The sequence below is a fragment of the Streptomyces sp. NPDC090045 genome (genome assembly GCF_044747975.1).
GTDB lineage: Bacteria > Actinomycetota > Actinomycetes > Streptomycetales > Streptomycetaceae > Streptomyces.
This window is the reverse complement of record NZ_JBIVFA010000005.1, coordinates 223,748-248,164: the sequence shown is the minus strand read 5'-3', so window position 1 is coordinate 248,164 and position 24,417 is coordinate 223,748. Positions and strand designations below refer to the sequence as shown.

Annotated in this window: 23 protein-coding genes; 15 read left to right on the top strand and 8 right to left on the bottom strand. The window is 72.1% G+C overall.

Annotated elements, in window-relative coordinates; all coding sequences use genetic code 11:
• Nucleotides 1-69 precede the first annotated feature (69 nt).
• Entirely contained in the window at nucleotides 70-750 is a 681-nt protein-coding gene (locus ACIPYQ_RS16515; RefSeq protein WP_401251394.1) for a bifunctional DNA primase/polymerase, read from the bottom strand.
• 222 nt (nucleotides 751-972) lie between these two features.
• On the opposite strand from ACIPYQ_RS16515, the gene ACIPYQ_RS16510 reads away from it, so the two are divergent.
• Complete coding sequence (locus ACIPYQ_RS16510; RefSeq protein ID WP_401251391.1) at nucleotides 973-2,355, top strand: transcriptional regulator; 1,383 nt, start codon at nucleotides 973-975, stop codon at nucleotides 2,353-2,355.
• A gap of 444 nt (nucleotides 2,356-2,799) precedes the next feature.
• Nucleotides 2,800-4,083, top strand: coding sequence for a hypothetical protein (locus ACIPYQ_RS16505; protein WP_401251388.1), 1,284 nt, complete (start codon nucleotides 2,800-2,802; stop codon nucleotides 4,081-4,083).
• Nucleotides 4,084-4,086: 3 nt separating this feature from the next.
• On the opposite strand, the gene ACIPYQ_RS16500 is transcribed toward ACIPYQ_RS16505, so the two are convergent.
• Nucleotides 4,087-5,376, bottom strand: a complete 1,290-nt coding sequence (locus ACIPYQ_RS16500) for an ABC transporter substrate-binding protein (RefSeq protein WP_401251385.1) — start codon at nucleotides 5,374-5,376, stop codon at nucleotides 4,087-4,089.
• Between the two features lie 196 nt (nucleotides 5,377-5,572).
• On the opposite strand from ACIPYQ_RS16500, the gene ACIPYQ_RS16495 reads away from it, so the two are divergent.
• Together ACIPYQ_RS16495 and purU are read left to right on the top strand one after the other, a co-directional pair.
• On the top strand, nucleotides 5,573-6,019 hold the full coding sequence (locus ACIPYQ_RS16495) for a hypothetical protein (RefSeq protein WP_361771204.1): 447 nt from the start codon (nucleotides 5,573-5,575) through the stop codon (nucleotides 6,017-6,019).
• Nucleotides 6,020-6,033: 14 nt separating this feature from the next.
• Complete coding sequence (gene purU, locus ACIPYQ_RS16490) at nucleotides 6,034-6,912, top strand: formyltetrahydrofolate deformylase (RefSeq protein WP_361771198.1); 879 nt, start codon at nucleotides 6,034-6,036, stop codon at nucleotides 6,910-6,912.
• A 282-nt stretch (nucleotides 6,913-7,194) separates the two neighbouring features.
• Here purU and ACIPYQ_RS16485 read toward each other — a convergent pair whose 3' ends face one another.
• Nucleotides 7,195-7,713, bottom strand: a complete 519-nt coding sequence (locus ACIPYQ_RS16485; protein ID WP_401251382.1) for an EF-hand domain-containing protein — start codon at nucleotides 7,711-7,713, stop codon at nucleotides 7,195-7,197.
• 302 nt (nucleotides 7,714-8,015) lie between these two features.
• On the opposite strand from ACIPYQ_RS16485, the gene ACIPYQ_RS16480 reads away from it, so the two are divergent.
• The 4 genes from ACIPYQ_RS16480 (at nucleotide 8,016) to ACIPYQ_RS16465 (ending at nucleotide 11,979) form a co-directional block, all read left to right on the top strand.
• The gene (locus ACIPYQ_RS16480; protein ID WP_319726802.1) at nucleotides 8,016-8,579 is read left to right on the top strand and encodes a sigma-70 family RNA polymerase sigma factor; all 564 of its coding nucleotides are present in this window, start codon (nucleotides 8,016-8,018) and stop codon (nucleotides 8,577-8,579) included.
• On the top strand, nucleotides 8,576-9,859 hold the full coding sequence (locus ACIPYQ_RS16475; RefSeq protein WP_362242189.1) for a maleylpyruvate isomerase N-terminal domain-containing protein: 1,284 nt from the start codon (nucleotides 8,576-8,578) through the stop codon (nucleotides 9,857-9,859). The genes ACIPYQ_RS16480 and ACIPYQ_RS16475 overlap by 4 nt, the downstream gene beginning before the upstream one ends.
• A 206-nt stretch (nucleotides 9,860-10,065) precedes the next feature.
• The gene (locus ACIPYQ_RS16470; protein WP_401251378.1) at nucleotides 10,066-10,737 is read left to right on the top strand and encodes a DUF4097 family beta strand repeat-containing protein; all 672 of its coding nucleotides are present in this window, start codon (nucleotides 10,066-10,068) and stop codon (nucleotides 10,735-10,737) included.
• 90 nt (nucleotides 10,738-10,827) lie between these two features.
• The gene (locus ACIPYQ_RS16465) at nucleotides 10,828-11,979 is read left to right on the top strand and encodes a serine hydrolase domain-containing protein (protein ID WP_401251375.1); all 1,152 of its coding nucleotides are present in this window, start codon (nucleotides 10,828-10,830) and stop codon (nucleotides 11,977-11,979) included.
• Between the two features lie 6 nt (nucleotides 11,980-11,985).
• Here ACIPYQ_RS16465 and ACIPYQ_RS16460 read toward each other — a convergent pair whose 3' ends face one another.
• Nucleotides 11,986-13,539 carry a class I adenylate-forming enzyme family protein gene (locus ACIPYQ_RS16460; protein WP_401251372.1) on the bottom strand — a complete coding sequence of 518 codons (1,554 nt, stop codon included), beginning with the start codon at nucleotides 13,537-13,539 and terminating at the stop codon, nucleotides 11,986-11,988.
• A 136-nt stretch (nucleotides 13,540-13,675) separates the two neighbouring features.
• Between ACIPYQ_RS16460 and ACIPYQ_RS16455 the strand changes: the two genes are divergently transcribed.
• The 4 genes from ACIPYQ_RS16455 (at nucleotide 13,676) to ACIPYQ_RS16440 (ending at nucleotide 17,729) form a co-directional block, all read left to right on the top strand.
• Entirely contained in the window at nucleotides 13,676-14,881 is a 1,206-nt protein-coding gene (locus ACIPYQ_RS16455) for an amidohydrolase family protein (protein WP_401251369.1), read from the top strand.
• A complete protein-coding gene (locus ACIPYQ_RS16450; RefSeq protein WP_401251366.1) occupies nucleotides 14,881-16,035 on the top strand; it encodes an acyl-CoA dehydrogenase family protein in 1,155 nt (384 codons plus the stop codon). Before ACIPYQ_RS16455 ends, ACIPYQ_RS16450 begins: the two co-directional genes overlap by 1 nt.
• Nucleotides 16,036-16,040: 5 nt before the next feature.
• A complete protein-coding gene (locus ACIPYQ_RS16445) occupies nucleotides 16,041-16,940 on the top strand; it encodes an acyl-CoA dehydrogenase family protein (protein WP_362234812.1) in 900 nt (299 codons plus the stop codon).
• A gap of 324 nt (nucleotides 16,941-17,264) precedes the next feature.
• The gene (locus ACIPYQ_RS16440; protein ID WP_361769848.1) at nucleotides 17,265-17,729 is read left to right on the top strand and encodes an ATP-binding protein; all 465 of its coding nucleotides are present in this window, start codon (nucleotides 17,265-17,267) and stop codon (nucleotides 17,727-17,729) included.
• Between the two features lie 153 nt (nucleotides 17,730-17,882).
• Here ACIPYQ_RS16440 and ACIPYQ_RS16435 read toward each other — a convergent pair whose 3' ends face one another.
• The 3 genes from ACIPYQ_RS16435 to ACIPYQ_RS16425 form a co-directional block, all read right to left on the bottom strand.
• Entirely contained in the window at nucleotides 17,883-18,338 is a 456-nt protein-coding gene (locus ACIPYQ_RS16435; RefSeq protein WP_401251362.1) for a hypothetical protein, read from the bottom strand.
• Nucleotides 18,339-18,437: 99 nt separating this feature from the next.
• Nucleotides 18,438-19,127 carry a hypothetical protein gene (locus ACIPYQ_RS16430; RefSeq protein WP_401251360.1) on the bottom strand — a complete coding sequence of 230 codons (690 nt, stop codon included), beginning with the start codon at nucleotides 19,125-19,127 and terminating at the stop codon, nucleotides 18,438-18,440.
• Between the two features lie 142 nt (nucleotides 19,128-19,269).
• Nucleotides 19,270-20,196 carry a cyclase family protein gene (locus ACIPYQ_RS16425; RefSeq protein ID WP_401251357.1) on the bottom strand — a complete coding sequence of 309 codons (927 nt, stop codon included), beginning with the start codon at nucleotides 20,194-20,196 and terminating at the stop codon, nucleotides 19,270-19,272.
• Between the two features lie 108 nt (nucleotides 20,197-20,304).
• Between ACIPYQ_RS16425 and ACIPYQ_RS16420 the strand changes: the two genes are divergently transcribed.
• From ACIPYQ_RS16420 to ACIPYQ_RS16410, 3 genes are read left to right on the top strand one after another with little or no spacing between them, the layout of a single operon-like run.
• Nucleotides 20,305-21,216, top strand: a complete 912-nt coding sequence (locus tag ACIPYQ_RS16420) for an SDR family oxidoreductase (protein WP_361769843.1) — start codon at nucleotides 20,305-20,307, stop codon at nucleotides 21,214-21,216.
• A gap of 15 nt (nucleotides 21,217-21,231) precedes the next feature.
• The gene (locus ACIPYQ_RS16415; protein ID WP_401251354.1) at nucleotides 21,232-22,458 is read left to right on the top strand and encodes an acyl-CoA dehydrogenase family protein; all 1,227 of its coding nucleotides are present in this window, start codon (nucleotides 21,232-21,234) and stop codon (nucleotides 22,456-22,458) included.
• A complete protein-coding gene (locus ACIPYQ_RS16410) occupies nucleotides 22,455-23,522 on the top strand; it encodes a Zn-dependent alcohol dehydrogenase (protein WP_401251351.1) in 1,068 nt (355 codons plus the stop codon). The genes ACIPYQ_RS16415 and ACIPYQ_RS16410 overlap by 4 nt, the downstream gene beginning before the upstream one ends.
• An 83-nt stretch (nucleotides 23,523-23,605) precedes the next feature.
• Here the strand turns inward: ACIPYQ_RS16410 and ACIPYQ_RS16405 are convergent, their stop codons facing one another.
• Nucleotides 23,606-24,223, bottom strand: a complete 618-nt coding sequence (locus ACIPYQ_RS16405; RefSeq protein WP_401251854.1) for a flavin reductase family protein — start codon at nucleotides 24,221-24,223, stop codon at nucleotides 23,606-23,608.
• Nucleotides 24,224-24,417 lie beyond the last annotated feature (194 nt).

Below are 24,417 nucleotides of genomic sequence, written 5' to 3'. Positions count from 1 at the left end.
GCAGTTACTTATGTCATGAGTTTCAGGTCATGAACTTCACGTCCAGGACTCCGCGTCCAGGACTCCGCGTCAGGCCTGGCGCCGCTTGCGGTCCGCCGCGGCCTCGCTCCCGCACGCGTACGCCAGCGCGTCGATCAGCTCCTCCGTGTCCGGCAGCCACCGGTTCGCCGGAGTGGGCCGCCGCGCCCACTGGACCGCGCCCCGGCCGCCGAAGCGGGTGGGCGGCGCGGCCACGTACTCGCCCTCGCCGCGCGCGGCCAGGTCGAGGCCGCTCGGCGACCAGCCCAGCTTCCGTACGAGGTCGGCGACCTTGACGCCGGCGCCCGGCAGGACGAAGAACAGCATCCGGTGGTCGGGCGTGAGGGTGACCGGGCCGAGGGTGCGCTGCATCCGCTCCAGCCGCGCCAGCGCCAGGAATCCGGCCGACTCCGGCACGTCCAGCGCGTCGAACGTCCGGCCCGTCGGCAGCAGGATCGAGGCCTGCGGGTGCTTCGCCCAGACCCGCCTGACCTGGACCGCGCTGCCCGTGGCCTGTGCCGCCCAGTCCTTCACCGCCGGGTGCGCGCCGGGCGCGGGGCAGTCCGCCGCCCCGCAGGAGCACAGCTCGCAGCCGTCGCCGGGCTCCAGCCAGGTGCCGGCGAAGACGTCCCAGTGCCGTTCTTCCGCGTACCGCACGGCATGGTCCAGCAGCAGTTCGCCGCGCTGCTTGGGGATGGGCGCGGTCTCCGTGACTCCGATGGTCTCTTCCACGCCCATCACAACTCCCCGGGTCACCCGGGGTTACGGGCGTAAACCATCGGGCGGACGGAGCATCGATCCTGCATACGGGGCGCACTGATGCACGCGTGGGGGCGCGTGGGAGGCCGGAGCGCTGGAGTTGGGTAGCGACACGACGCAGAGCGGAAGATTCTCCGCACATCAGGCGGGAAGTGATCATTCCAACGGATCACCCGCGGCCAGCAGGGGGTTTTCATGGCAGCCAGGCCTCTCGTCGCCCGCCAGCCGAACGAACGGTTGCAGGCGCTCATCCAGGAAGCCGGGTGCTCCAACGCCGGGCTCGCCCGGCGCGTGAACATGTGCGGGGCCGAACACGGCCTCGATCTCCGCTACGACAAGACCTCCGTGGCCCGCTGGCTGCGCGGCCAGCAGCCGCGCGGCCGGGCGCCCGGAATCATCGCCGAGGCGATCGGCCGCAAGCTCGGCCGGACCGTCACCATCGACGAGATCGGCATGGCCAACGGCAAGAACCTCGCCTCCGGGGTCGGCCTGCAGTTCTCGCCGACCGTCATCGGCGCGATCGAGCAGGTCTGCGAGCTGTGGCGCAGCGACGTCGGCCGCCGCGACTTCCTGGCGGGTTCGAGCGTGGCGGCGTCCGCGCTCGTCGAGCCGAGCCGCGACTGGCTGATCACCGGGGCCGACACCCAGGTGGCCCGCAGCGGCGGCTCGCGCGTCGGCATGCCGGACGTCGAGGCGGTACGGGCGACCACCGAGGCGCTCAAGGACCTCGACCACCGCTTCGGCAGCGGGCACGTCCGGCCGGTGGTCGTGCACTACCTCAACTCGGTGGTGTCCGGGCTGATCGGCGGCTCGTACCGGGAGCCGGTGGGGCGGTCGCTGTTCGCCGCCGTGGCCCGGCTGACGGAGCTGGCGGGCTACATGGCGGTGGACACCGGACAGCCCGGCCTGGCCCAGCGGTACTACATCCAGGCGCTACGGCTGGCCCAGGCGGCCGGAGACCGGGCGTACGGGGGGTACGTGCTGGCCGCGTCCATGAGCCACCTCGCCGCCGAGCTGGGCAACCCGCGGGAGATCGCGCAGCTGGCGCGGGCCGCCCAGGAGGGAACGCGGGGGCAGGTCACCCCGCGCGTCGAGGCCATGTTCTACGCCGCCGAGGCGCGCGGGCACGCGCTGCTCGGCGACACCCGGGCCACGGCGGTGCTGTCGGCGCGGGCGGTCAGCGCGCTGGAGCGGGCGGAGCCGGAGTCGGGCGACGACCCGGTGTGGATCAGCCATTTCGACGCGGCGTACCTCGCGGACGAGCTGGCGCACTGCCACCGGGACCTGGGCCAGGCGGACGCGGCGGCCAAGCGGGCGGAGGAGGCGCTACGGGGCCTGCCGGCGGGGAAGGCGCGGCGCCGGGCCATCGGGCTGCTGCTGCTGGCGGCGGCGCAGGTGCAGCAGCGGGAGGTGGAACAGGCCTGCCAGACCGCCACGAAGGCGGCGGAACTGCTGGAGGGGCTCCGGTCGAACCGGGGGGCGGAGTACCTGGAGGACTTCCGTACCCGCCTGGAGCCCTACCGGGAGGAGGCGGCGGTCCGGGAATTCGGCGCCAGGCTGGAATCCAGGGTCGCCTGACCCCCCCCCAGCACCCCCGCCCGCACATTCCGGCGCTGCCGTCGCACATCCCGGCCTCACCCGCGCAATGTGGCGCGGCCGTCACAAATCCAGCCTCGCCCGAGCATCCAGGCGCCGGCCGTCGGAAATTCAGCCTCGCCGGCGTTTGAGGCGCGGGGGGCCGGGGGCAGCGCCCCCGCAACGGACCCGCAGCCGGCCCACGGTCCGGTCACAGATCGGGGCTCCGCCCCGGACCCCGCGCCTCAAACGCCGGCGGGGCTGGAGTGTGCCGGGCGGCGCTGGATGGTGCCGGGCGGCGCTGGATGGTGGCGGGTGGGGGTGGAAGGTTGGGGCCTGCGTGTTGGTCCCGTGGGTAAACGGCGGTGAGGCTGGGTGTGGTGGTGTGTGACCGGGTAGCGTGACCGACGGTTCCGTAGGGTCGGGCTAGTCGGAGAAGGAGTCCCGGTGACGCAGAGCGGACAAGGGGGTGCCCCCCAGCCGGGTGCCCCGTGGGGTCCGGACCAGGCGTCCGGGTATCCGGTGTACCCGGAGCAGCCGCAGCCCGGACCCGCGTACGGGTACCCGCACGTGGCACCGGGACACGTCGTCGGGCCCGGCTACGAGGGGCCGGGGGACCCGCACGGCTACGGGTACCCGCCGCTGCCCGAGGCCGCGACCCAGTACATTCCGCCCGTCCCGGCGGCCCCCGCGCACGACGAAGGCGCGACGCAGTACATCCCGCCGGTGCCGGCCGCCGCCTCCGCGCACGACGAGGCGGCGACGCAGTACATCCCGCCCGTTCCGGCGGCCCCCGCGCACGACGAGGCCGCCACCCAGTACATCCCGCCCGTCCCGGCCGGCCCCGCGCACGGCGAGGCGGCGACGCAGTACATACCGCCGGTGCCCGCCGACCGCTCCGTGGAAGGGTTCGACGGGCTGTTCCGCGGCGACGACGGCTCCGCCGGGCACACCCAGCACCTGCCGCCCGTCCAGGAGCCCGTGCTGCGCCAGCCGCCGCCGCGCCCCTACCCGCCGCGCGCGCAGCGCCCTGTACCGCCCGGGCAGCCCCACCCGCAGCAGCAGTACGCCCCGGCCCCGCCCCCGCCCCCGGAGGCACCCCGCCGGGTCTCGCCCGCCGTCATCGCCGCCGTGGTCATCGGCCTGGCCGTGGTCGGGCTGGGCGTCGGCTCGCTGCTCAGCGACGGCAAGCCGCAGAACAACGACCCGGGCGCGGTGCCCGCCGCACCGTCCGCGAGCGGCGCCTCCGCTGCGTCCGGCGGCGAGGAGCCCGTGGACCCGGCCCGCCCGCAGGCCGTCCAGCTGGACAAGCTCCTCGCGGACAGCAACGACAGCCGGGCCTCGGTGATCAAGGCCGTCGAGGACATCAAGAGCTGCAACAACCTCGGCCAGGCGGCCGCCGACCTGCGCGACGCGGCCCGCCAGCGCGAGGAGCTCGTCACCCGCCTCCAGGAGCTGAAGGTCGACAAGCTCCCGGACCACGTGAAGCTGTCCGCGGCCCTCACCAAGGCCTGGCAGTCCTCCGCGGACGCCGACGACAGCTACGCCGCCTGGGCGGACGACGTGGACGACGACAAGTGCAAGGACGGCAAGGCCAAGGCCACCAAGAACGCCGCCGAGGGCAACAAGTCGAGCGGCGAGGCGACGAAGGCCAAGGAGTCCGCCGCGGTCATGTGGAACACGATCGCGGCCAAGTACGGCCTCACCAAGCGCGACAAGTCACAGCTCTGAGCATCAGGCCATGCGGGGGGCCTGGACCAGGGTCGGGGTCATGTCCAGGGGCTGCTCGCCGGGCTGGGCCACGAGCCGACCGGCCTGGACGATCTGGAAGGTGACCTGGCCGTTGACGATGCGGGGGAAGCCGGAGACGGCCCGCATGTCCTGGTAGCGCCAGCTGAGGTCCGGGGTGAGGCCGCCGGTCCTGATGGGCTGGGACTCGTTCAGCGACCGCTTGACCAGGCGGGCGGTGATCTCCTCGTCCTCCTTGAAGCGCTTCACGACCTCGCTCAGCACGGTGTAGGCGATCCAGGTGGTCTGCACCCCGCCGTCGTCGGGGTCGACGTTGTCGTCGCCGAAGGCGAACTCGGTGACGACCTTCCGCATCGGCGTCCAGACCGGATCGGAGGCCACCGGGTACCAGCTGGTGAGGTACGCGCCCTCGAAGGGGCTCTCCTTGCCGCCCGTGCGGTCCACCAGGGACTGGCTGACACTGCCCAGGACGGAGGAGATCTGCGGCTTCTTGCGCTGGACGTCGGTCCGGCGGAAGGCGTCGAAGAAGGTCTCGGTGCGCGCGCCGAGGACCGCGGTGACGCAGCCCTTCTCCTTTTCCTTCTCCTTCCCGGTGCCGGTGGTGTGGGTGAGGGCCTCCCGGGCCTGCGGTCCGAAGTCCGCGGAGTCCTCGGCGGCCCGGATGTCGGAGGCGTCGGCCATCTTGTTGGCGCGCAGCCCGGCGTTGAGCAGCACCGGCAGGGTGTCGCCCGCGAGGGTGTCGGGGCGGACCAGGGCGACCTGGTCGCACGCGCGGCCCAGCTGGTGGCCGGCACCGGCGATGAGGGTGGGCTGGCCGCCGTTGACGGGGTAGGAGAGCGGGGACTGGAACTCCTCGGAGGAGACCCCGTAACCGCCGATGAAGGGGATGCCCTCCGCCTCCAGCGGGGCCATGAAGGCGCGTCCGTGCTGGCTGTACGAGCCGACGACGGCGACGGCCTTCTCGGCGACGGCCTTGCGGGCGCAGTCGGCGGCGCCGGTGGGCGTGTTCTTCTCGTTGCAGGTCAGTACACGCAGTTTGCGCCCGTTGATCCCGCCCTTGGAATTCACCCAGCGTTCGTATGCCTTGGCCATGCCGGTCATTCCAGGCATGTTGGTTGCCTTGGTGTCCTCCGGGGCGAAGGTCATGACCGTGATGGTCCCCCCGGAGCCCCCCGAGCCCCCGGGGAGCACCCCGCACCCGGCGACGAGACATGCGCCCATCGCCGTGGCCACGAACGTGCGGGACAGGGATGTTGCGCGTCGCGAGATGGTCATGTCCATGCACCATTCCGCCCCACAGGTAACTGTCGAGTGAGATGGACACAACATCCGGTGACGCCCAGGTGAATTACGGGGGTGTGATCCGCCGCAGGCGCCTGAAGATCGCGTTCAACAGGAACGTACGATCGAAAGCGTGACATTCGCCCAAGGTTCGAAGAACTCTTCCCGCCGCGGCGGCCGCTCCTCCACCATGGGCGGCATGCCCCTCAACGACATGCCGTGGTGGCGCTGGCGCGGCAACGTGCGCTCGGCGCTGCACATGCTTTCCGATCCGGTCTTCCACGAGGACACGTGGCTGACCGGCGCCGATGGCTACGGAGACGTCACCGACGCCGTGTACCGGCTCGTCGAGGACACCTGGCTCGACAGCTGGTCGGCCGAGAAGTACGTCGGCACGATCTTCCGCGACTCGCAGGAGGCCACGCTCGTGGACCTCGCCGTGCTGCGGGTGCTCCGCATCCTCCACCAGGTCGGGCCCGACGCCCCGGTCTCCGCCTACCTGGAGCACCACGCGTGGCCCGAGGCGGTACGCGCCGCACGCGAGGCGCACGTACGGCTGGCCGAGGCGGACGGGGACGACCCGGACGTCCGGCCGACCTCGCTGGAAGTGTTGAGGATCCTCACCCGCGCGGTGTGAAAGGCTGTGCGGTCATGAGCGACCCGCACAATGAGGCCCAGGCCCAGCCCCAGTACGTCTTGACCGTGTCCTGCCCCGACAAGCAGGGCATCGTGCACGCCGTTTCGAGTTACCTCTTCATGACCGGCTGCAACATCGTGGACAGCCAGCAGTTCGGAGACCGGGAGACCGGACTCTTCTTCATGCGGGTGCACTTCGAGGCCGAGCCCGCGGTGACCGTCGAGAAGCTGCGCGCCAGCTTCGCCGCGATCGGCGACTCGTTCAAGATGGACTGGCAGATCCACCGCTCCGAGGAGCGCATGCGGATCATCCTCATGGTGTCGAAGTTCGGCCACTGCCTGAACGACCTGCTGTTCCGCTCGAGCATCGGCGCCCTGCCGGTCGAGATCGCGGCCGTGGTCTCCAACCACACCGACTTCGCCGAACTGGTCTCCTCGTACGACGTCCCGTTCGTGCACATCCCGGTGACGAAGGACACGAAGGCGGCGGCGGAGGCGCAGCTGCTGGAGCTCGTGCGCGCGGAGAACGTCGAGCTGGTGGTGCTGGCGCGGTACATGCAGGTGCTGTCGGACACCCTGTGCAAGGAGCTGAGCGGGCGGATCATCAACATCCACCACTCGTTCCTGCCGAGCTTCAAGGGCGCGAAGCCGTACCACCAGGCGCACGCGCGCGGCGTGAAGCTGATCGGCGCGACCGCGCACTACGTGACGGCGGACCTCGACGAGGGGCCGATCATCGAGCAGGAGGTCGAGCGGGTGGGGCACGAGGTGACCCCGGACCAGCTGGTGGCGGTGGGGCGGGACGTGGAGTGCCAGGCGCTCGCGCGCGCGGTGAAATGGCACAGCGAGCACCGCGTCCTCCTGAACGGCTCCCGCACGGTCGTCTTCGCGTAGCCGCTGCCAAATTCAGCCCCTCCGGCGTTTGAGGAGCGGGGGTCCGGGGGCAGCGCCCCCGCAACGGCCCGCACGGGCCACCATGCCTCACCGGTATCCGGCCCCTGCGGCCCGGCTTCCTGGGGCGCCGCCCCAGACCCCGCGCCTCAAACGCCGGCGGGGCTGGATTGGCGCGGCCATGCCGGAAGATCGGGGCGCCACCCCAGGCCCCGCGCCTCAAACGCCGGCGGGGCTGGATTTTGCGCGGCCAAGCCGGAAGGGCGCGGGGCCGGCGGGGGCGCGTTACGCGTCAGGGGCTTCCACCCCGCAGTACGACGCGAACGCCGCCAGGATCTCCTCCTCCGAGATGCGGCCGTCACCATCGGCGTCCAGCGCGGCCGCGACCCGCGGAGCCAGCTCCGGCGAGGTGCCCAGGACGCGCAGGACGCGGGCGGCGGCCTGCGGGGTCGCCCCCGCGCCGTCCTCGTCCGCCACCGCGATCACGGCCCGCAGGAACGGCCGCGCGATCTCCGCGAACCGCTCCGGGTTGTCGCGCAGCCGCTTCGCCGCCCCGGTGATGAACTCCTCGCGGGACACCCGCTGGTCCCCGTCGACGTCCGCGATCCCGGCCATCCCCTGCCAGAACGCCTCGGCCCCCGCGAAGACGGCCTGGCCCTTGTCCGACCGGGCGGTGGTACCGAATTCGGCCAGGACGGCCTTCGCGGCCGCGCTGAAGTCCTCCCGGTCGATATACCCGGACCCGTCCTGGTCGAAGGTGGCGAATCGGGCGGCGATCTTGCGCTCGTATTCTGCGCTGTCCATGTTCGGCGTTCCGCCTTCACGTATGCGGTGGGGTTCAGTTCAAGACAAGGCAGGAGCGTAAGGCCTACGTGGCCTGCGCGTTAAGCGAAGTGGTCAAGGAGGCTGCCGCATCGAACCCGCGCACGGGGAGCGCGGTGGGGCGCGTACACCTGTCCCCATGTGCCGTCGGCCGCACCACCGTTCACGCCCTGCCACGCCCCTATCACGGAGGGCTCACTTCCAGGGGGAGGTTCTCCCAAAACGGGCGCGATCCGCCGTGTGCCCACTACATTCGTTGCGTCGACACACGGCTGGGGGCACTTATGCCGAAGGACGTACCACCGCGCTGGGACCGCCGCATGCAGCAACGCCTGGCCCGCGGCGAGGCCGCCGCGCTCGGAGAGCTGTACGACCGCTTCGCCTCGCTCGTGCACAGCCTGGCGCACCGGGTGCTCGGCGACGAGAAGGCCGCGGACCGGATCACCCGCGAGGTCTTCGGCTACATCTGGGAGAACCCGGACGCCTACGACCCCAAGCAGGGCTCCATGCGCTCCTGGGTCGCCCGGATCACCCAGGGCCAGGCGGTGGCCCGGCTGCGCCAGGCCGAGCTGGGCCGGGGCTCCCGCGAGGAGCTGGAGCAGAAGGTGCGCAGCGCCAACGCGGCCGCCCGCGCGGACTACATCGTCACCTCCATGCCCGCGCCGCTGCGCGCCGCGCTCGAACTCGCGTACTTCAAGCGGCGCGACTACCGACAGGCCGCCGCCGACCTGCAGATCAGCGAGGACGAGGCGCGGCGCCGGCTGCGGCTCGGCCTGCAGCTGCTGTCGACCGCCAACGCCCTCCCGCAGGAGGACACCGCCCGGTCCGGATACGGAACGCCCCGATGAACGGCCCTGCCGAGTCGCCCGACGACGGATACGAGCGTCCCGGCGGCCAGCCGCGGATACCGGGTCCGCGCGGGGCCGCCGACGACCTGGACCCGGGGTGCGCGCCGCAGCCGCCGCGCACGCCGGGGCCGCTCCCGGAGCCCGTACCCGAGGCCTTCCCGGAGCCGGAACCCGTACCGCCGCCCTCGCACGCCGTACTGAAGTCCCTGCTCGGCGCGTGGGCGCTGGCGGCCTGTTCCGCCGAGGAGACCCAGGCGGTCGAGGACCACCTCACCGAGTGCGCACCCTGCGCGGAGGAGGCGTTGCGGCTGCGCGACGCGGTCGGTCTGCTGCACCCCGAGGAGACCCTCGACCTCAAACCGCTGCTGCGCTCGCGCGTCCTGGAGGACTGCCTGGGCAAGCGGCCGGCGCGGATCCCCGTACCGGTGTGGGCGAGCCCGTACGACACGGAGACCGCGCGGCTCGACGCGCTGCTCCAGGACTTCGGCGACTCGGAGTGGCACACCCCGGTGCGGCTGAAGTGGTTCGAGGAGGAACGGCGCCGCTCGCAGCGGACCACCGTGGCGGGCGTGATCGGTCACCTGATGACCGTGGACGGGCTGATCGCCAACGCGCTGGGGCTGGACGACCCGTTGGGGCCGGACGCGCCGAAGGGCGGTCCGACCGCGCGGACGGAGCACTTCTGGAACGCCTCGGCCTACCCGACGACACGGCAGGTCCGCGAGCCGTGGCGGGAGCAGGGGCACACGCTGGTGCGCACGGTGTCCTTCGCGGGCCGGGGCGTCGCCGAGCTGGCCGTGGACTACGGGAGCTTCGCGCTGCCGCTCGGGGACGCGTTCCTGGAGCGGGCCTTCGAGTGCTGGGTGCACGCGTGGGACATCGCGGACGCGGTGGACTACCCGTACGAGCCGCCGTCGGGGCCGCACCTGCACGGGATGATCGACCTGGCGGCGCGGCTCCTGCCGGGCGCGCTGGCCCAGCGGCGGCGCGCGGGCCTGGCGGCCCCGGCGCGGGGCCTGGTCGCGGCGGGCGCGCCCGGGCGGACCCTGCACCTGGAGATCGAGGGCGCGGGTGGCGGCGGCTGGGACATCGCGCTGGACTCGCCGGGGGCGAAGCCGTCGCCGGAGCGCACGGTGGCGGAGATCGCCCTGGACGGCATCGAGTTCTGCCAGCTCGCGGCCGGTCACATCTCTCCCCAGGACGCGGCGGTGGGCCAGCACGGCGACCGCGAGGCCATCCGCGACGTCCTGTTCGCGGCGGCCTCCCTGAGCCGGCTGTAGCGTTCACTTTCAGTTCATTGCAATGAGCCATGCGTTGGGCGTTGCATTGAAATCGGATCCATTGCAATGAATTGCAGGGTCTGAGCTGCGGTGATGTGTTCTGTGCGCAACGGATCTGTTGCTGGATTCGTGAATGCAACGTAGCTTTTCGTTCATCAGAAACGGCGGGCCGATGAGGTGCCCGCCGCTGAAGAAGGAGAAGCATCATGCAGAAGTTCGCCACTCCCGCTCCGGTCTCGGCCGTTGTGGACATCGCGGCGGGTCGTGTCCGGTTCATCGCCGCGGACCGCGGTGACACCCGGGTGGAGGTTCTTCCGGTGAACGCGTCGAAGGGGCGCGATGTGAAGGCGGCGGAGGGGACCACCGTCACGTATGCGGACGGGGTTTTGCGGATCTCGACGCCGGAGGCGAAGAGCCGGCTCCTGGGGGCTTCGGGGTCGGTCGAGGTGACGGTCCAGCTGCCGGCGGGCTCGTCTGTGGAGGCGAAGGCGGCCAGTGCGGAGCTTCGTGGGGTCGGCCGGCTCGGTGAGGTCACGTTCGAGGGGGCGCAGGGCACGGTCAAGCTCGATGAGACCGCCGGTGCGCGGCTGACGCTGATGGCGGGTGATGTGTCGGTGGGGCGGCTGGGTGGTCCGGCCCGGATCAGCACGCAGAAGGGCGACATCCAGGTCGCCGAGGCCGTGCAGGGTGCGGTCGAGCTGTCGACCCAGGCCGGTGACGTGACGGTCGGCGCCGCCCGTGGAGTCTCCGCCTCTCTCGACGCCGGTACCGGTTACGGCCGGATCCACAACTCCCTGCAGAACAGCGACGGCGCCACCGCCGCCCTGACCATCCACGCCACCACCGCCTACGGCGACATCACCGCCCGCAGCATCTGAGGAGGCGGCCGTCAGGCGCGGCCGCCCCTTCCTCCGTCCCTTCCCCTCCCCCCGGTCGACTTTCACCACGCTTCGAAGGAGCACACCACCATGTCCCTCACCCCCACCGGCCAGGACCGTCCGGAGCTGCAGAAGGCCATCGAGGAGATGGTCGAGGCGGGTTTCACCGGAGTGACGATGCGCGTGCACGACGAGCAGGGCGAGTGGGCCGGCGCCGCAGGGGTGGCCGAGCTCGGCGAGAGCGCCGGGCCGCCGGTCGACGGCCACGTCCGGATAGGCAGCAACACCAAGACGTTCACCGCGACCGTGGTGCTGCGACTGGTGGAGGAGGGCGCGATCCGGCTGGACGACCCGGTGGCCGACCACCTCCCCGAGTTCGGGCTGGACCCGCGGATCACGGCGCGGATGCTGCTGCAGCACACCAGCGGGGTGTTCAACTTCACCGGCGAGTACTACGACGACGGGACGGTCGTGCCGGGGATCCCCGCCACGACCGCGGGCCGGGAGTGGGTGGACGACCGGTTCAAGACCTACCGGCCGGAAGAGCTGGTACGGCTCGCGCTGTCCAAGCCGGCGCGGTTCGAGCCGGGGACGGACTGGAGCTACTCCAACACCAACTACGTGCTGGCCCGGCTGCTGATCGAGAAGGTCACCGGCCGTTCGCTCGCCGAGGAGATGCAGCGGCTGGTCCTGGGGCCGCTCGGCCTGTCGGGGACGGTGGTGCCCGACACCGACGTGGAGATCCCCGAGCCGCACGCCCACGCCTACTACCGGTACGAGGACGCCGGCCGTCAGGAGATCGTCGACGTCACCCGCCAGAACCCCTCCTGGATCTCCACCGGCGGAGACATGATCTCGACCACGCGGGACCTGCACACGTTCATCTCCGCGCTGATGGGCGGCAGGCTCCTGTCGGCCCCGCTGCTGGCCGAGATGTGCACGCCGCATCCCAAGGTCGGCTACGGCCTGGGGGTGTTCGTCCAGGACCTGGGCGAGAACCGCGGCACCGTCATCACCCACAACGGCGGCGCGGCGGGCCACGGGGCGCTGATGTACAGCACTCCCGACGGCGGCAAGACCCTGATCGCCGCGCTGAACTACGTCGACGACGCCGCGATGTCCCTGGCGCCGGCCTTCCAGAAGGTGACGCAGAGCCTCGTCGACCAGGTGTTCGGCGGCGGGCGGCCCGCCCCGTCCGAGCCTGCCGAGCAGTCCGACTCGTCCGAGCCGGCGGCTCGGTAGGCGACCTCAGGCGTACCGCTCGCGGAGTTTGTACTTGAGGATCTTGCGCAGGGCCTCGTTGCGCGGGAGGGATTCCAACAGCTCCAGCTGTTCCGGGAGCTTGTGCGTGGCGAGCCCTTCCGCGCGAAGGTGGGCCGTCAGCCGGGACAGGGTCAAGGGGGTGGCGCCCGGGGTCTGTTCGACCACCGCGCAGACGCGTTCGCCGCGGGCCGGGTCGGGGAGGCCGATGACCGCGACGTCGGCGATGCCCGGGAGGAGGTGGAGCAGGTCCTCGATCTCCTTCGCCGAGATGTTCTCGCCCTTGCGGATGATGACGTCCTTGCTGCGGCCGGTGAGGACCAGGTAGCCCTCCTGGGTCAGGTGGCCTAGGTCGCCCGTGATCAGGTAGCCGTCGGCGTCGAAGACCTCCGCCGACTGGTCCCGGTTCAGGTAGCCCTGGCAGACGGCCTCGCCCCGGAGCCGGACCTCGCCGTCCGTGTTCGGGGGGAGCGGGGTGCCGTCCGGGGTGGTGATGCGGATGGACATGCCGGCCGGGGGGCGGCCCTCGGTGGTCGCCAGGCGGTCGGGGGTGTCGTCCGGGGCGCCCATGGTGATCATCGGGACCTCGGTCATGCCGTAGCCGTGGGTCAGCTGGCAGCCCATCTCGCGGATGACGGCGTGGTAGATCTCCGGCGGCTTCGGGGCACCGCCGCCCGCGAGGAGGCGGAGGGTGGGGATGAGCGGGACCGAGGGGTCCTTGCGCTGTTCCGCCAGGAACATGGAGTAGAAGGCGGTCGATCCGCCGGCCACCGTGACCCCGTGGCGGCGGTAGCCGTCCAGCGCGTCCGGCATCGCGAACTTCTCGAAGAGCACCGCGGGGAAGCCGTAGAGGAGCAGCATCACGGTGTAGTCGGGCCCGGCTATGTGCGCGAAGGGGAAGGCCATCGAGCCGACGTCGGACGGGGTCAGGTGCAGGGCGTGCGCGAGACAGGAGCCGCCCGCGATCAGGGAGCGGTCGGTGTGCAGGACGCCCTTGGGGTCGGAGGTGGTGCCGGAGGTCCAGTAGATCCACCGGACGTCCGTGCCGGAGGCCGGCGGCGGCGGGAGTGCGGAGGGGTCCCCGTCCGGGAGGTCGTCGTAGGCCTCGAAGACGCCGCGCGCGCCGAGCCGCCGGGCCATCTCGGGGTGGTCGAAGCCGCGCCAGACCCCGGGGACGGCGAAGAACTCGGCCTTGGACTCGCGGAGCGCGAAGCCGACCTCGCGGTCGCGGTAGAACGGGATGACCGGGGTCTGGACGGCGCCGAGCCGGGCGAGGGCCACGGAGAGCAGGACGGTCTCGATGCGGGTGGGGAGCTGCCAGGCGACGACCGTGCCGGGGCGGACGCCCATGGCGTACAGGCCGGCGGCGACGCGTTCGGAGCGGTCGCGCAGTTCCCCGAAGGTCAGCCGGCGGTCCTGCGCCGGGTCCTCGGCCGCCTCGATCAGGACGGTGGCGTCGGGGGTCAGTGCGGCCCGACGGGTGATGAGTTCCCACAGGGTGCGGGAACCGCTCAGTTCTGTCGCGATCGCGGTGTCCGTCATCCCAGACCTCCCCATAGCTGACGGATAGTCAGATCAAGCGCAGAGCGTAGGGCTCCGGCGCTTGTCGGTCCAGGGGTGGCGGGGCTAGCTTGTTTCTGACGATCCATCAGATTGGCACCGGATTGGGGAGACGGCCATGGGACTGGAATTGCCTCGGATCATCAGCGTCGACGACCACGTGATCGAACCCGCACACCTCTTCGACGTCTGGCTGCCCGCCAAGTACCGCGACCACGGGCCCAAGGCGCTCACCGCCGGCATCGGCGAGCTGGCGTACACGGGCGGCAAGTACGTGATCACCATGGACCCCGACGGACCGCCGACCGACTGGTGGATCTACGAGGACCTGAAGTTCCCGTACAAGCGCAACATCGCCGCCGTCGGCTTCGACCGCGACGACATGACGCTGGAGGGCATCACCCGGCAGGAGATGCGCCGCGGCTGCTGGGACCCGAAGGCGCGCCTCGCCGACATGGACCTCAACCACGTCGAGGCCTCCCTGTGCTTCCCCACCTTCCCGCGCTTCTGCGGGCAGACCTTCGCCGAGGCCCACGACAAGGAGGTGGCCCTCGCCTGCGTGCGCGCGTACAACGACTGGATGGTCGAGGAGTGGTGCGGCGACAGCGGCGGCCGGCTGATTCCGCTGTGCATCATCCCGCTCTGGGACATCGACCTGGCGGTAGCGGAGATCCGGCGCAACGCCGCCCGCGGGGTGCGCGCCGTGACCTTCTCCGAGATCCCCACCCACCTGGGCCTGCCGTCCATCCACTCCGGCTACTGGGACCCCTTCTTCGCCGTCTGCCAGGAGACCGGCACGGTGGTCAACATGCACATCGGGTCCAGCTCCCAGATGCCCGCCGCCTCCCCCGACGCGCCGCCCGCCGTGCAGGCCTCGCTCAGCTTCAACAACGCGATGGCCTCGATGATGGACTTCCTCTTCAGCGGCGTCCTCGTCAAGTTCCCGACGCTCAAGCTCGCCTACAGCGAGGGCCAGATGGGCTGGATCCCGTACGCCCTGGAGCGCGCCGACGACGTCTGGGAGGAGCACCGGGCCTGGGGCGGGGTCCGCGACCTGATCCCCGAGCCGCCCTCCACGTACTACTACCGGCAGATCTTCTGCTGCTTCTTCCGCGACAAGCACGGGATCGCCTCGATCGACGTCGTCGGGCGCGACAACGCCACCTTCGAGACCGACTACCCGCACGTGGACTCGACCTTCCCGCACACCAAGGAGGTCGCCCTCGACCACGTGAAGGGCCTCGACGACGAGACCATCTACAAGCTGATGCGCGGCAACGCCATCCGCATGCTCGGCCTCGACCTGGACAAGAGCCGCCGCTGATGGACCTGACCTACACCGAAGAGGAGCAGGACTTCCGGGCGCGGCTGCGCGCATGGCTCGGCAAGGTGCTCCCCGAGCTGCCACCCAGACCGTCCCCGGACGACTGGCCCGGCCGGCGCGCGTACGACCTCGGCTGGCAGCGCAGGCTGTACGAGGCCGGCTACGCGGGCCTGCACTGGCCCGTGGACGCCGGCGGGCGCGGGGCCACCCCGACCCAGCACCTGATCTTCCTGGAGGAGACGGAGCGCGCCGGGGCCCCGTACGTCGGCGCGAACTTCGTCGGGCTGCTGCACGCCGGCCCGACCATCGCCGCCGAGGGCACGGCCGGGCAGCGGGCGCGCTGGCTGCCGCCCGTACTGCGCGGCGACGAGGTGTGGTGCCAGGGGTTCAGCGAGCCGGACGCGGGCTCGGACCTGGCCTCCCTGCGCACGCGGGCGGTCCGCGACGGTGACGACTACGTGGTCACCGGGTCGAAGATCTGGACCTCGCACGCGGAGGTCGCCGACTGGTGCGAGCTGCTGGTGCGGACCGATCCGCAGGCGCCCAGGCACCGGGGGATCTCCTGGCTGGCCATGCCGATGGACGCGCCGGGGGTCACCGTACGGCCGCTGCGCACGCTCGCCGGGTCGACGGAGTTCGCGGAGGTGTTCCTCGACGAGGTACGGGTCCCGGTCGCGAACCGGGTCGGGGCCGAGAACGACGGCTGGCGCGTCACCATGGTCACCCTCTCCTTCGAGCGGGGCACCGCCTTCGTCGGCGAGGTGGTCGCCTGCCGCCGGACCCTGGGCGAGCTGGCCCGTACGGCGAAGGCGAACGGCCGCTGGGACGACCCGGTGCTGCGGCGCAGACTGGGGCGGCTGTACGGGGAGTTCGGCGCGCTGTGGCGGCTCACCCAGTGGAACGTCAGCGCGTCGGAGGGCTCCGGCGGGGTCCCCGGCATCGGCGGCTCGGTCTTCAAGCTCGCCTACTCGCACGCGCGGCAGGAGCTGTACGACGTGGCGGCGGAGGTGCTCGGCACAGCCTCCCTGTCCCTGGAGGAGGAATGGACCCTGGACCGGCTCTCCTCGCTCTCGTACACGATCGCGGCGGGCACCTCGCAGATCCAGCAGAACATCGTCGCCGAGCGGATCCTCGGCCTCCCGAAGGGCCGGTGAGGGGCATGCACTTCCAGCCGACCGAGGAACAGCGGGACCTGCGGGCGGGCGTACGGGAGCTGCTCGCGGGGCGGTACGGGCGCGAGGCGCTGCGGGCCTCGGTGGACACGGGCGTCGCCGTGGACCGGGGGCTGTGGCGGGAGCTGGGCGAGGCGGGCTTCTTCGCCCTGCGGCTGCCCGAGTCGGCCGGCGGCGTCGGCCTCGGCCTGCCGGAGGCGGTGCTCGTCTTCGAGGAGGCCGGCCGGGCGCTGCTGCCGGGGCCGCTGGTGGCCACGCACCTGGCGGCCGGGGTGGTGCCGGGGGCGGCGGCCGGGACGGCGGTGGTGACCGCCTTCGACCTGGAGGGCGGCCTGGTCGCGTACCTGGGGGAGGCGGACGCGGTGCTGGGGGAGCCCGGGGTGCCCGCCGGCTCACCGGTCCGCTCGGTGGACCCGCTGACGCCGCTGCACCGGGTGGCGCAGGCGACCGGGGACGTGTCGGAGCACCGCTCCGCGGGCGCGCTGCTGACGGCGGCGCTGCAGGTCGGCAGCGCGCTGCGGACGGTGGAGCTGGCGGTCCGGTACGCGGGCGAGCGCGAGCAGTTCGGGCAGCCGATCGGGGCGTTCCAGGCGGTCAAGCACCTGTGCGCGCAGATGCTGGTGCGGGCGGAGGTGGCCCGTACGGCGGTCTACGCGGCGGCGGTCACGGGAGACGCGGGGGAGGTCGCGGCGGCCAAGCTGCTCGCGGACGAGGCGGCGGTGCGCGGCGCCCGGGACTGTCTGCAGGTGCACGGCGGGATGGGCTTCACGTGGGAGGCGGACGTGCACCTGCACCTGAAACGGGCGTGGGTGCGGGCCGGGCAGTGGCGGACGGCGGGGGAGGCGGAGGAGCTGCTGGCGGCGGAGCTGCTGGACTCGGCGGGGTAGCCGGGCGCGGCCGGTGCGGGGCACGGGAAGGACGCCGCGGGACGCATGTCCGATTACAGAGAGTTGATATCGGTTTGTGTCCTTCACCCCCCTCGTTACGGACCGGAGTCGGGGGCTTGCTCCGGTACGCTCCCACAGATGCGAGCGGTTGAGCGGCGCGAGCGTCGCACAGTATGCACCACGCCCACTCCTTCGCGCGGGAATATGCCCGAAGCGGTTGTTGTGGTGACTGTATGTCAACCATGCTGCTCCGCAAGGGGATCACAGTGGGTGATCCCATCCTGTCGCGAGGCGAAGTGTCCGCCGGTTCGGATGGTGTGAGCGGTGCAGGTGCTTCAGGTTCAGCTGGAGGTAGGCGCGGACCCAGCCGAGGTCGGCCGGGCCCGCCGATGGGCCCGTTCCCGCTTGGCGGGGTCGGGCATAGGGGATGACGAGCCGCTCGCCGAGACGCTGATCCTGCTGATCTCCGAGCTGGTCACCAACGCGGTCGTGCACACGGGCTGTCCGGCGGTGCTGCGGATGCTGTTCGGGGGACCCGGGGTGCGGGTCGAGGTGGCCGACGCGAGCGACCGGGCGCCGGCCCGCCGGCGGGCGGCCGGGGACGACACCGGCGGGCGCGGCCTGGAACTGGTGGACGGTCTGGCGGACCGCTGGGGCTGGCAGCGCGAGGGCGCGGGAAAACGTATCTGGTGCGAGATCGACCGCGCGGAGAAGGCGGCGTCGGACTGCGCCTCCGACGGGCCGTCGGACATTCACCCCTCCCTGCGGGAACCGCGCGTGTACCTCTAACGAGGTGTTGACGTTCCGTCACATCTTGATCACCCTGGTGTGGAGCGATTCGACGCGAGGGGACGCCAAGGACACGCCTTGACGAGTGCGGGTCGCGGGGTGGCGGCTGCCGTGCCGCGCTCGGGGCGTGCATGCGCGCCGCCGCCACCCGCATCACTCCGGCTGCGGCAGCAGCGGTGGCAGGTCGTCGGCGAACGGGGTCCCGCCCCCGGCCCAGTCGAAGGTGAACCGCCGTCCGGCCCGGTCGTGGCGGACCGCACTCCCGCACGGAGGGAGCCGCAGGTGCTGGTGGATCCAGCCGTCGAGCGCGAGCGCGGCGACCTCGGACTGATAGTCGGCGCCCGGGTACGCGAGGGAGGCGACCTCCAGGACCAGGTGGCCACGGCCCGCCACGCGCGCGATCAGCTCGTGCGTGTGCAGCGACATCCCGAAGGCGAGCCAGGCGGCGTCCTTCCAGTACAGCCCTCCCGCAGGCAGGGAAAGGTGGAGGCGCCCGTACGCGCGCAGGGCCTGCGGGGGCGGGGAGTCCGCCTCGTACGCCGCGACGCTGATGTCGGCGGCTAGCCCCATGCCGCCGCTCATGTATCGGTACTTGAAGGTCTCGGCCATCACGTGCTCCCGGACTTCCCTGGTCGTGCAGGTGCCCGCCGGCCCCCGCGGTGCGGCGGCCGGTGGGCGGCGTCGCGCGGGGGCGGCGGGGGTGACGGGTCAGCCGTCGGTGCAGATCACGTCGTACGGGCGGCCGATCGCCATGGTCAGCTCGATCGGGTCGGTGGTGCCGGAGGGGCACTCGGCCTTCGTCTTGACCAGGCCGAGGACCTTCTGGGCGCCGGAGCCGCCGCAGGCGACCTCCTTGGCCTGGTTGGTCACGCAGTCGCCCTTCACCAGCTGGCCGCCGCCGGCGCCCGCGTCGCCGGGGTGGTCGTTCGACAGGTTGCGGCCGCAGACGGTGTTGGTGGGGATGCCGCTCGACTTGCCGCCGTAGGAGATGCTCACGTCGATCATCAGGTCCGTGCCGGGCGGGCACTGGATCGCGCCCGGGAGGATGCTGGCCTCCTTGATGTCGATGGCCTTGAAGGAGGCCCCGGAGTCGGAGCAGCCCGTCCGCTTGTACCCGTCGGGGGCCTTGGCCGGGTCGGGGCCGCCGCAGTCGCCGACCTTCCACGCGCTGGAGGTGTCGGAGGAGGACTCGGGGGATCCGGGGTCCTTGGCCGTGGGCTTGGCGGAGGGGGACGCCGAGGTGGACGCGGTGGGCTTGCCGTCGTCCTTCTTGTTGAGCGACTGCAAGGCGAAGTAGCCGCCGACGATGATCACGGCGAGGACGATGACGGCGACGACGTTGCCGCCCGAGCGGCGTCTGGGGGCGGGCGGCGGCGTTACCTGGTACGGGTTGGCCATGCGGGCTTCTCCTGCAGGGAAGGTGGTGGGGACGGGGTGTGACGCGCGTACGGTGACGCGTCATGTCCACCTCATGGTTCCACTGCGGACGGCCCGCGCGCGGCCGGGGTCGTCCTGCCCGGCGCCGCCTGCCCCGCCGGGCTCAGAGGACGGCCACCGGGGCCACCGGGGTGCCCGTGCCGCCGACGAAGGGTTCCGGCATCGCGGAGAGGAAGAAGGAGTACCGGTTCTCTTCTGCACAGGCTGTGGACAACTTTTCGAGATCCCAGTTCTGGCCCTGGTGCATGCCCATCTCGACCAGGTCGAGGGCGTGGACCGGCAGCCACAGGTCCTCGATCTCCGGCGGGAAGATCTCGAAGGTGAGGGTGTCGTTCGCGACGGCCGCCACGTCGCGGGCGTGGAACCACTCCGGGGTGCGGACCGAGAGGCCGGGCGAGGGGAAGCCGTAGCCGTGTTTGTCGCCCGCCAGGTAGACCTGGATCTGGCCCGTGCGGACCAGGACGATGTCGCCCGGGCGGACCGTGACCCCGCCGAACTCCTCGGCCTCCGCCAGGTCTTCCGGGGTCACCGCGTGGCCCCCCTCCAGGCGGTCCAGGCCCTTCGCCCGGGCCACGTCCAGGAGGACTCCGCGCGAGACGACGGGGCCGGCCTTGTCGATGCCGCTGTACTCGGCGCGGCCGTGCGCGGTGATGGTGGCGGCCGGGCGGCCGTTGTAGATCCTGCCCGAGTGCGAGACGTGGGTGAGGGCGTCCCAGTGCGTGCCCGCCTGGAGGCCCATGCTCACGGCGTCGTCGCTGCACGCCACCGTGCCCGGGCCGAAGATCTCCTGGTTGATCTGGACCATTGTGTGCAGCGGGTTGATCCGGCCCGGGATCATCCCGACCTGCACCCCGTCCTCCTTGAGGGGGAGGGCGAGGGGGATGCGGCGGCCGCTGCGGATCTCCGCCGCGGCGGCCCGGACGACCTCGTCCGTGATCAGGTTCAGGGTGCCGATCTCGTCGTCGGCGCCCCATCGTCCCCAGTTGTTGACGCGCTTGGCGATGTCGTGGAAGGCGGCGGGCAGGGTCATGGGCGTCGACAGCTCCTTGCGTGGATGCGGCAACGAGGGCTTGTGCAGGTGCATCTGACTACCCATAGAATCTAACGGTCCGTCAGAAATCGCGGGAAGGGGCCGGACGTGGGGAACTTCTTGGCAGGCAAGGTCGTCGCCGTCACCGGCGCCGGCCGGGGCATCGGGCGGGCCGTGGCACTCGCCGCGGCCGCCGAGGGCGCCAAGGTCGTCGTCAACGACTACGGCGTGGGGATCGAGGGCGGCGAACCGACCAGCGAGGTCGCCGACGGCGTGGTGAAGGAGATCCAGGCCGCCGGCGGCGAGGCCGTCGCCGTGGCCGACGACATCTCCACCATGGCGGGCGGCCAGCGCATCGTGGACACCGCGCTCACGCAGTTCGGCCGCATCGACGGCGTCGTGTGCGTGGCCGGCATCCTGCGCGAGCGGATGCTGTTCAACATGTCCGAGGAGGAGTGGGACCCGGTGGTCGCCACCCACCTCAAGGGCACCTTCACCGTCTTCCGCGCCGCCTCCGCCGTCATGCGCCGGCAGGGCTCGGGCACCCTGATCGGCTTCACCAGCGGCAACCACCAGGGATCCGTGGCGCAGGCCAACTACAGCGCGGCCAAGGGCGGGATCATCTCCCTCGTCCGGTCCGCGGCCCTGGGCCTCGCCAAGTACGGGGTCACCGCCAACGCCGTCGCACCCGTGGCTCGTACCCGCATGTCGGCGAACGTGCCGATGGAGCTCAAGGAGATCGGCGAGCCGGAGGACGTGGCCGCGCTGGTCACCTACCTGCTCAGCGACCGCGCCAAGGCCGAGGACATCACCGGGCAGGTCTACACGATCGCCGGCCCGAAGATCGCCGTCTGGGCACAGCCGCGCGAACTGCGCGCCGGGTACGCCGAGGGCTCCTGGACCCCGGAGAAGATCGCCGACTTCCTGCCCGGGACGGTCGGCACCGACCCCATGCCGATGCTGGCCCAGCTGGAAGCCATGGCCAAGGCGGCGGCCGCCAAGGACCGTCCCAACGCATAGGGGGGCCTGAGCAGGATGGACTTCAGCTTCGGGGCCGAGGACGAGGAGCTGCGCGGGCACGCCCGGGCGTGGCTGACGGAGCACCTCGTGGGCCCGTACGCGCAAGTCCTCGGCCTCGGCGGGCCGGGCAGCGAACACGAGGGGGTCGAGGCCCGGCGCGCGTGGGAGCGCGAGCTGGGCCGGGGCGGCTGGATCGGGCAGGGCTGGGAGGCCCCGGCCGGGGCGTACGGGCAGCGGCGGCTCTCGCTGACCGGCCAGGTGGTGTGGGCCGAGGAGTACGCGGCGCTGCGCGCGCCCGGCCGGGTCGGCCACATCGGGGAGAACCTCCTCGCGCCCACGCTGATCGCGTACGGCAGCCGGGAGCAGCGGGACCGCTTCCTGCCCGGGATCGCACGGGGCGAGGAGCTGTGGTGCCAGGGCTACAGCGAGCCGGGGGCCGGCTCCGACCTCGCGGGGATCCGTACGGCCGCGGTACGGGACCCCGCCGACGGGCTGTACCGGGTCACCGGGCAGAAGATCTGGACCTCCCTGGCCCGGGACGCCGACTGGTGCTTCGTCCTGGCCCGCACCGAGCCCGGATCGCGGCGCCACCGGGGGCTGTCCTTCCTGCTCGTACGGATGGACCAGCCGGGGCGCGTCGAGGTCCGGCCGATCCGGCAGCTGTCGGGGACCTCCGAGTTCAACGAGGTGTTCTTCGACGGGGCGGTGGCGGCGGAGGTCGTCGGCGGGGAGGGCGACGGCTGGACCGTGGCCATGGGCCTGCTCGCCCTGGAACGAGGGGTCTCGACGCTGGTGCAGCAGATCGGCTTCGCGGCGGAACTGGAACGGGTGCTGGCGGCGTACGCGGCACGGTCGGCTCCGGGCGCGGCGGCTCCGGGCCCGGGGGATCCCGTCCTGCGGGACCGGCTCGTGCGGCAGTGGGCCGAGCTGCGCACCATGCGGTGGAACGCCCTGCGCACGCTCGGCGGCGCCGCCGACGACGCGGGCGCGCCCAGCGTGGCCAAACTGCTGTGGGGCGGCTGGCACCGGCGGCTCGGGGAGCTGGCGGTGGAGGTGCGCGGCGCGGCGGCCACCGCAGGTCCGGCGGCCTGGGCGCCCGGGCTCCCGTACGAACTCGGACTCGACGAGGAACAGCGGCTCTTCCTGTTCACCCGTGCCGACACCATCTACGGCGGCTCGGACGAGATCCAGCGGAACATCATCGCCGAGCGCGTGCTCGGCCTGCCTAAGGAGTCCAGGTGAGAGGCGTCGTATTCTACGGCAAGCAGGCCCAGGTGGTCGACGACCTGGAGATCCGGGACCCGGGGCCGGGGGAGGTGCTCGTCGCGATCGGGGCGGCCGGGCTGTGCCACAGCGACCTGTCGGTCATCGACGGGACGATCCCGTTCCCGCCGCCGGTGGTACTGGGGCACGAGGGCGCCGGTGTCGTGGAGGCCGTGGGCGCCGGGGTCACCCACGTGGCGCCGGGCGATCACGTGTCGCTGTCCACCCTGGCCAACTGCGGGGCGTGCGCCGACTGCGACCGGGGCCGGCCCACGATGTGCCGCAAGGCGATCGGGATGCCCGGGCAGCCGTTCTCGCGCGGCGGGAAGCCGCTGTTCCAGTTCGCCTCCAACTCCGCCTTCGCGGAACGCACGATCGTCAAGGCCGTCCAGGCCGTGAAGATCCCCGCCGACATCCCGCTGACCTCGGCGGCGCTGATCGGCTGCGGGGTCCTCACGGGAGTGGGCGCGGTGCTGAACCGGGCCCGCGTCGACCGCGGCGAGTCGGTGGTCGTCATCGGCACCGGCGGCATCGGGCTGAACGTGCTCCAGGGGGCCCGGATAGCGGGGGCCACCACGATCGTCGCGGTGGACGCGAACCCGGCGAAGGAGGCGGTGGCCCGGCAGTTCGGGGCCACGCACTTCATCGACGCCTCCGCGGTGGCCGACTCCTCGGCGGCGGTGCGCGAGATCCTGCCGACCGGCGCCGACCACGCCTTCGAGTGCGTGGGCAACGTCAAGCTGATCCGCCAGGCCGTGGACCTCCTCGACCGGCACGGTCAGGCGATCCTGCTCGGCGTGCCCGGATTCACGGAGGAGGCGTCCTTCCTCGTCTCCTCCATGTACCTGGACAAGACGATCATGGGCTGCCGGTACGGGTCCTCGCGCCCGCAGCGCGACATCGCGTTGTACGCCGAGCTCTACCGGCAGGGCAGGCTGCTGCTGGACGAACTGGTGACGGAGGTCTACCCGGTGGAGGACTTCGCCAAGGCCGTAGACGACGCCCACCACGGGCGGGTGGCACGCGGGGTACTCACCTTCTGACACCGCGCACCACCGAGAGGGCGGCCGGGGATCCCCCGGCCGCCCTCTGGTGTGATCACGTGGCGGGCATCGCCGCGGGCGGGTCAGTCGCTGAAGCGGCCGAAGCGGCCCTTGTGGAAGAGGAGCGGTTCGCCCTCGCCGGCCGCGCCCATGGCCACGACCCGGCCCACGACGATGAGGTGGTCCCCGCCGGTGTGCACGGCCTGGATCCGGCAGTCGATCCAGGCGGGCACGGCGTCGAGCTGCGGCGATCCGGTGACGGGGGCCGGGGTGTGGCCCACCCCGGCGAACTTGTCCGCGCCGCTGACGGCGAAGGACCGGCACAGTTCGCCCTGCTCGGCTCCGAGGATGTTGACGCAGAACACCCCGGCGCGGGCGATCCGCGGCCAGGTGGTCGACGTACGGGCCACCATGAAGGTCACCAGGGGCGGGTCGAGGGACAGCGAGGCGAAGGACTGGCAGGCGAAGCCGGCCGGGCCGGCCTCGTCCTCGCCGGGCGGCGCGGTGATGACGGTGACCCCGCTGGCGAAGTTCCCGAGCACGGCGCGGAACTCGGCGGGGCTGACCGGCGCGCGCTCGTCCTCGCCGACGGCCCGCAGATCGGGGCGCGGCAGGGCGTCGACGGGCTCGGGTTCCCGTTCCGTCGCGGCGGAGGTGGGGGCGCCGACTGACCTGAGGTATCGGACGACGGTGGCCGCCATCCCTGCATGTCCCATCACACGACGATTGAAGCTGACGGTTCGTCAGATAGGAAGGGGTGGGCGCGGGCGCATTGGCGGACGGCGCCGGCCCCGGGCCCGCGCGCCGGGCTCCGGCGGCCTTCCGTGATCCGGCCAATGGCCTGAACTCCCTTGTGAGAAAGGCGACATGGGGTGGTGAGTGGGCGGATGAGCCT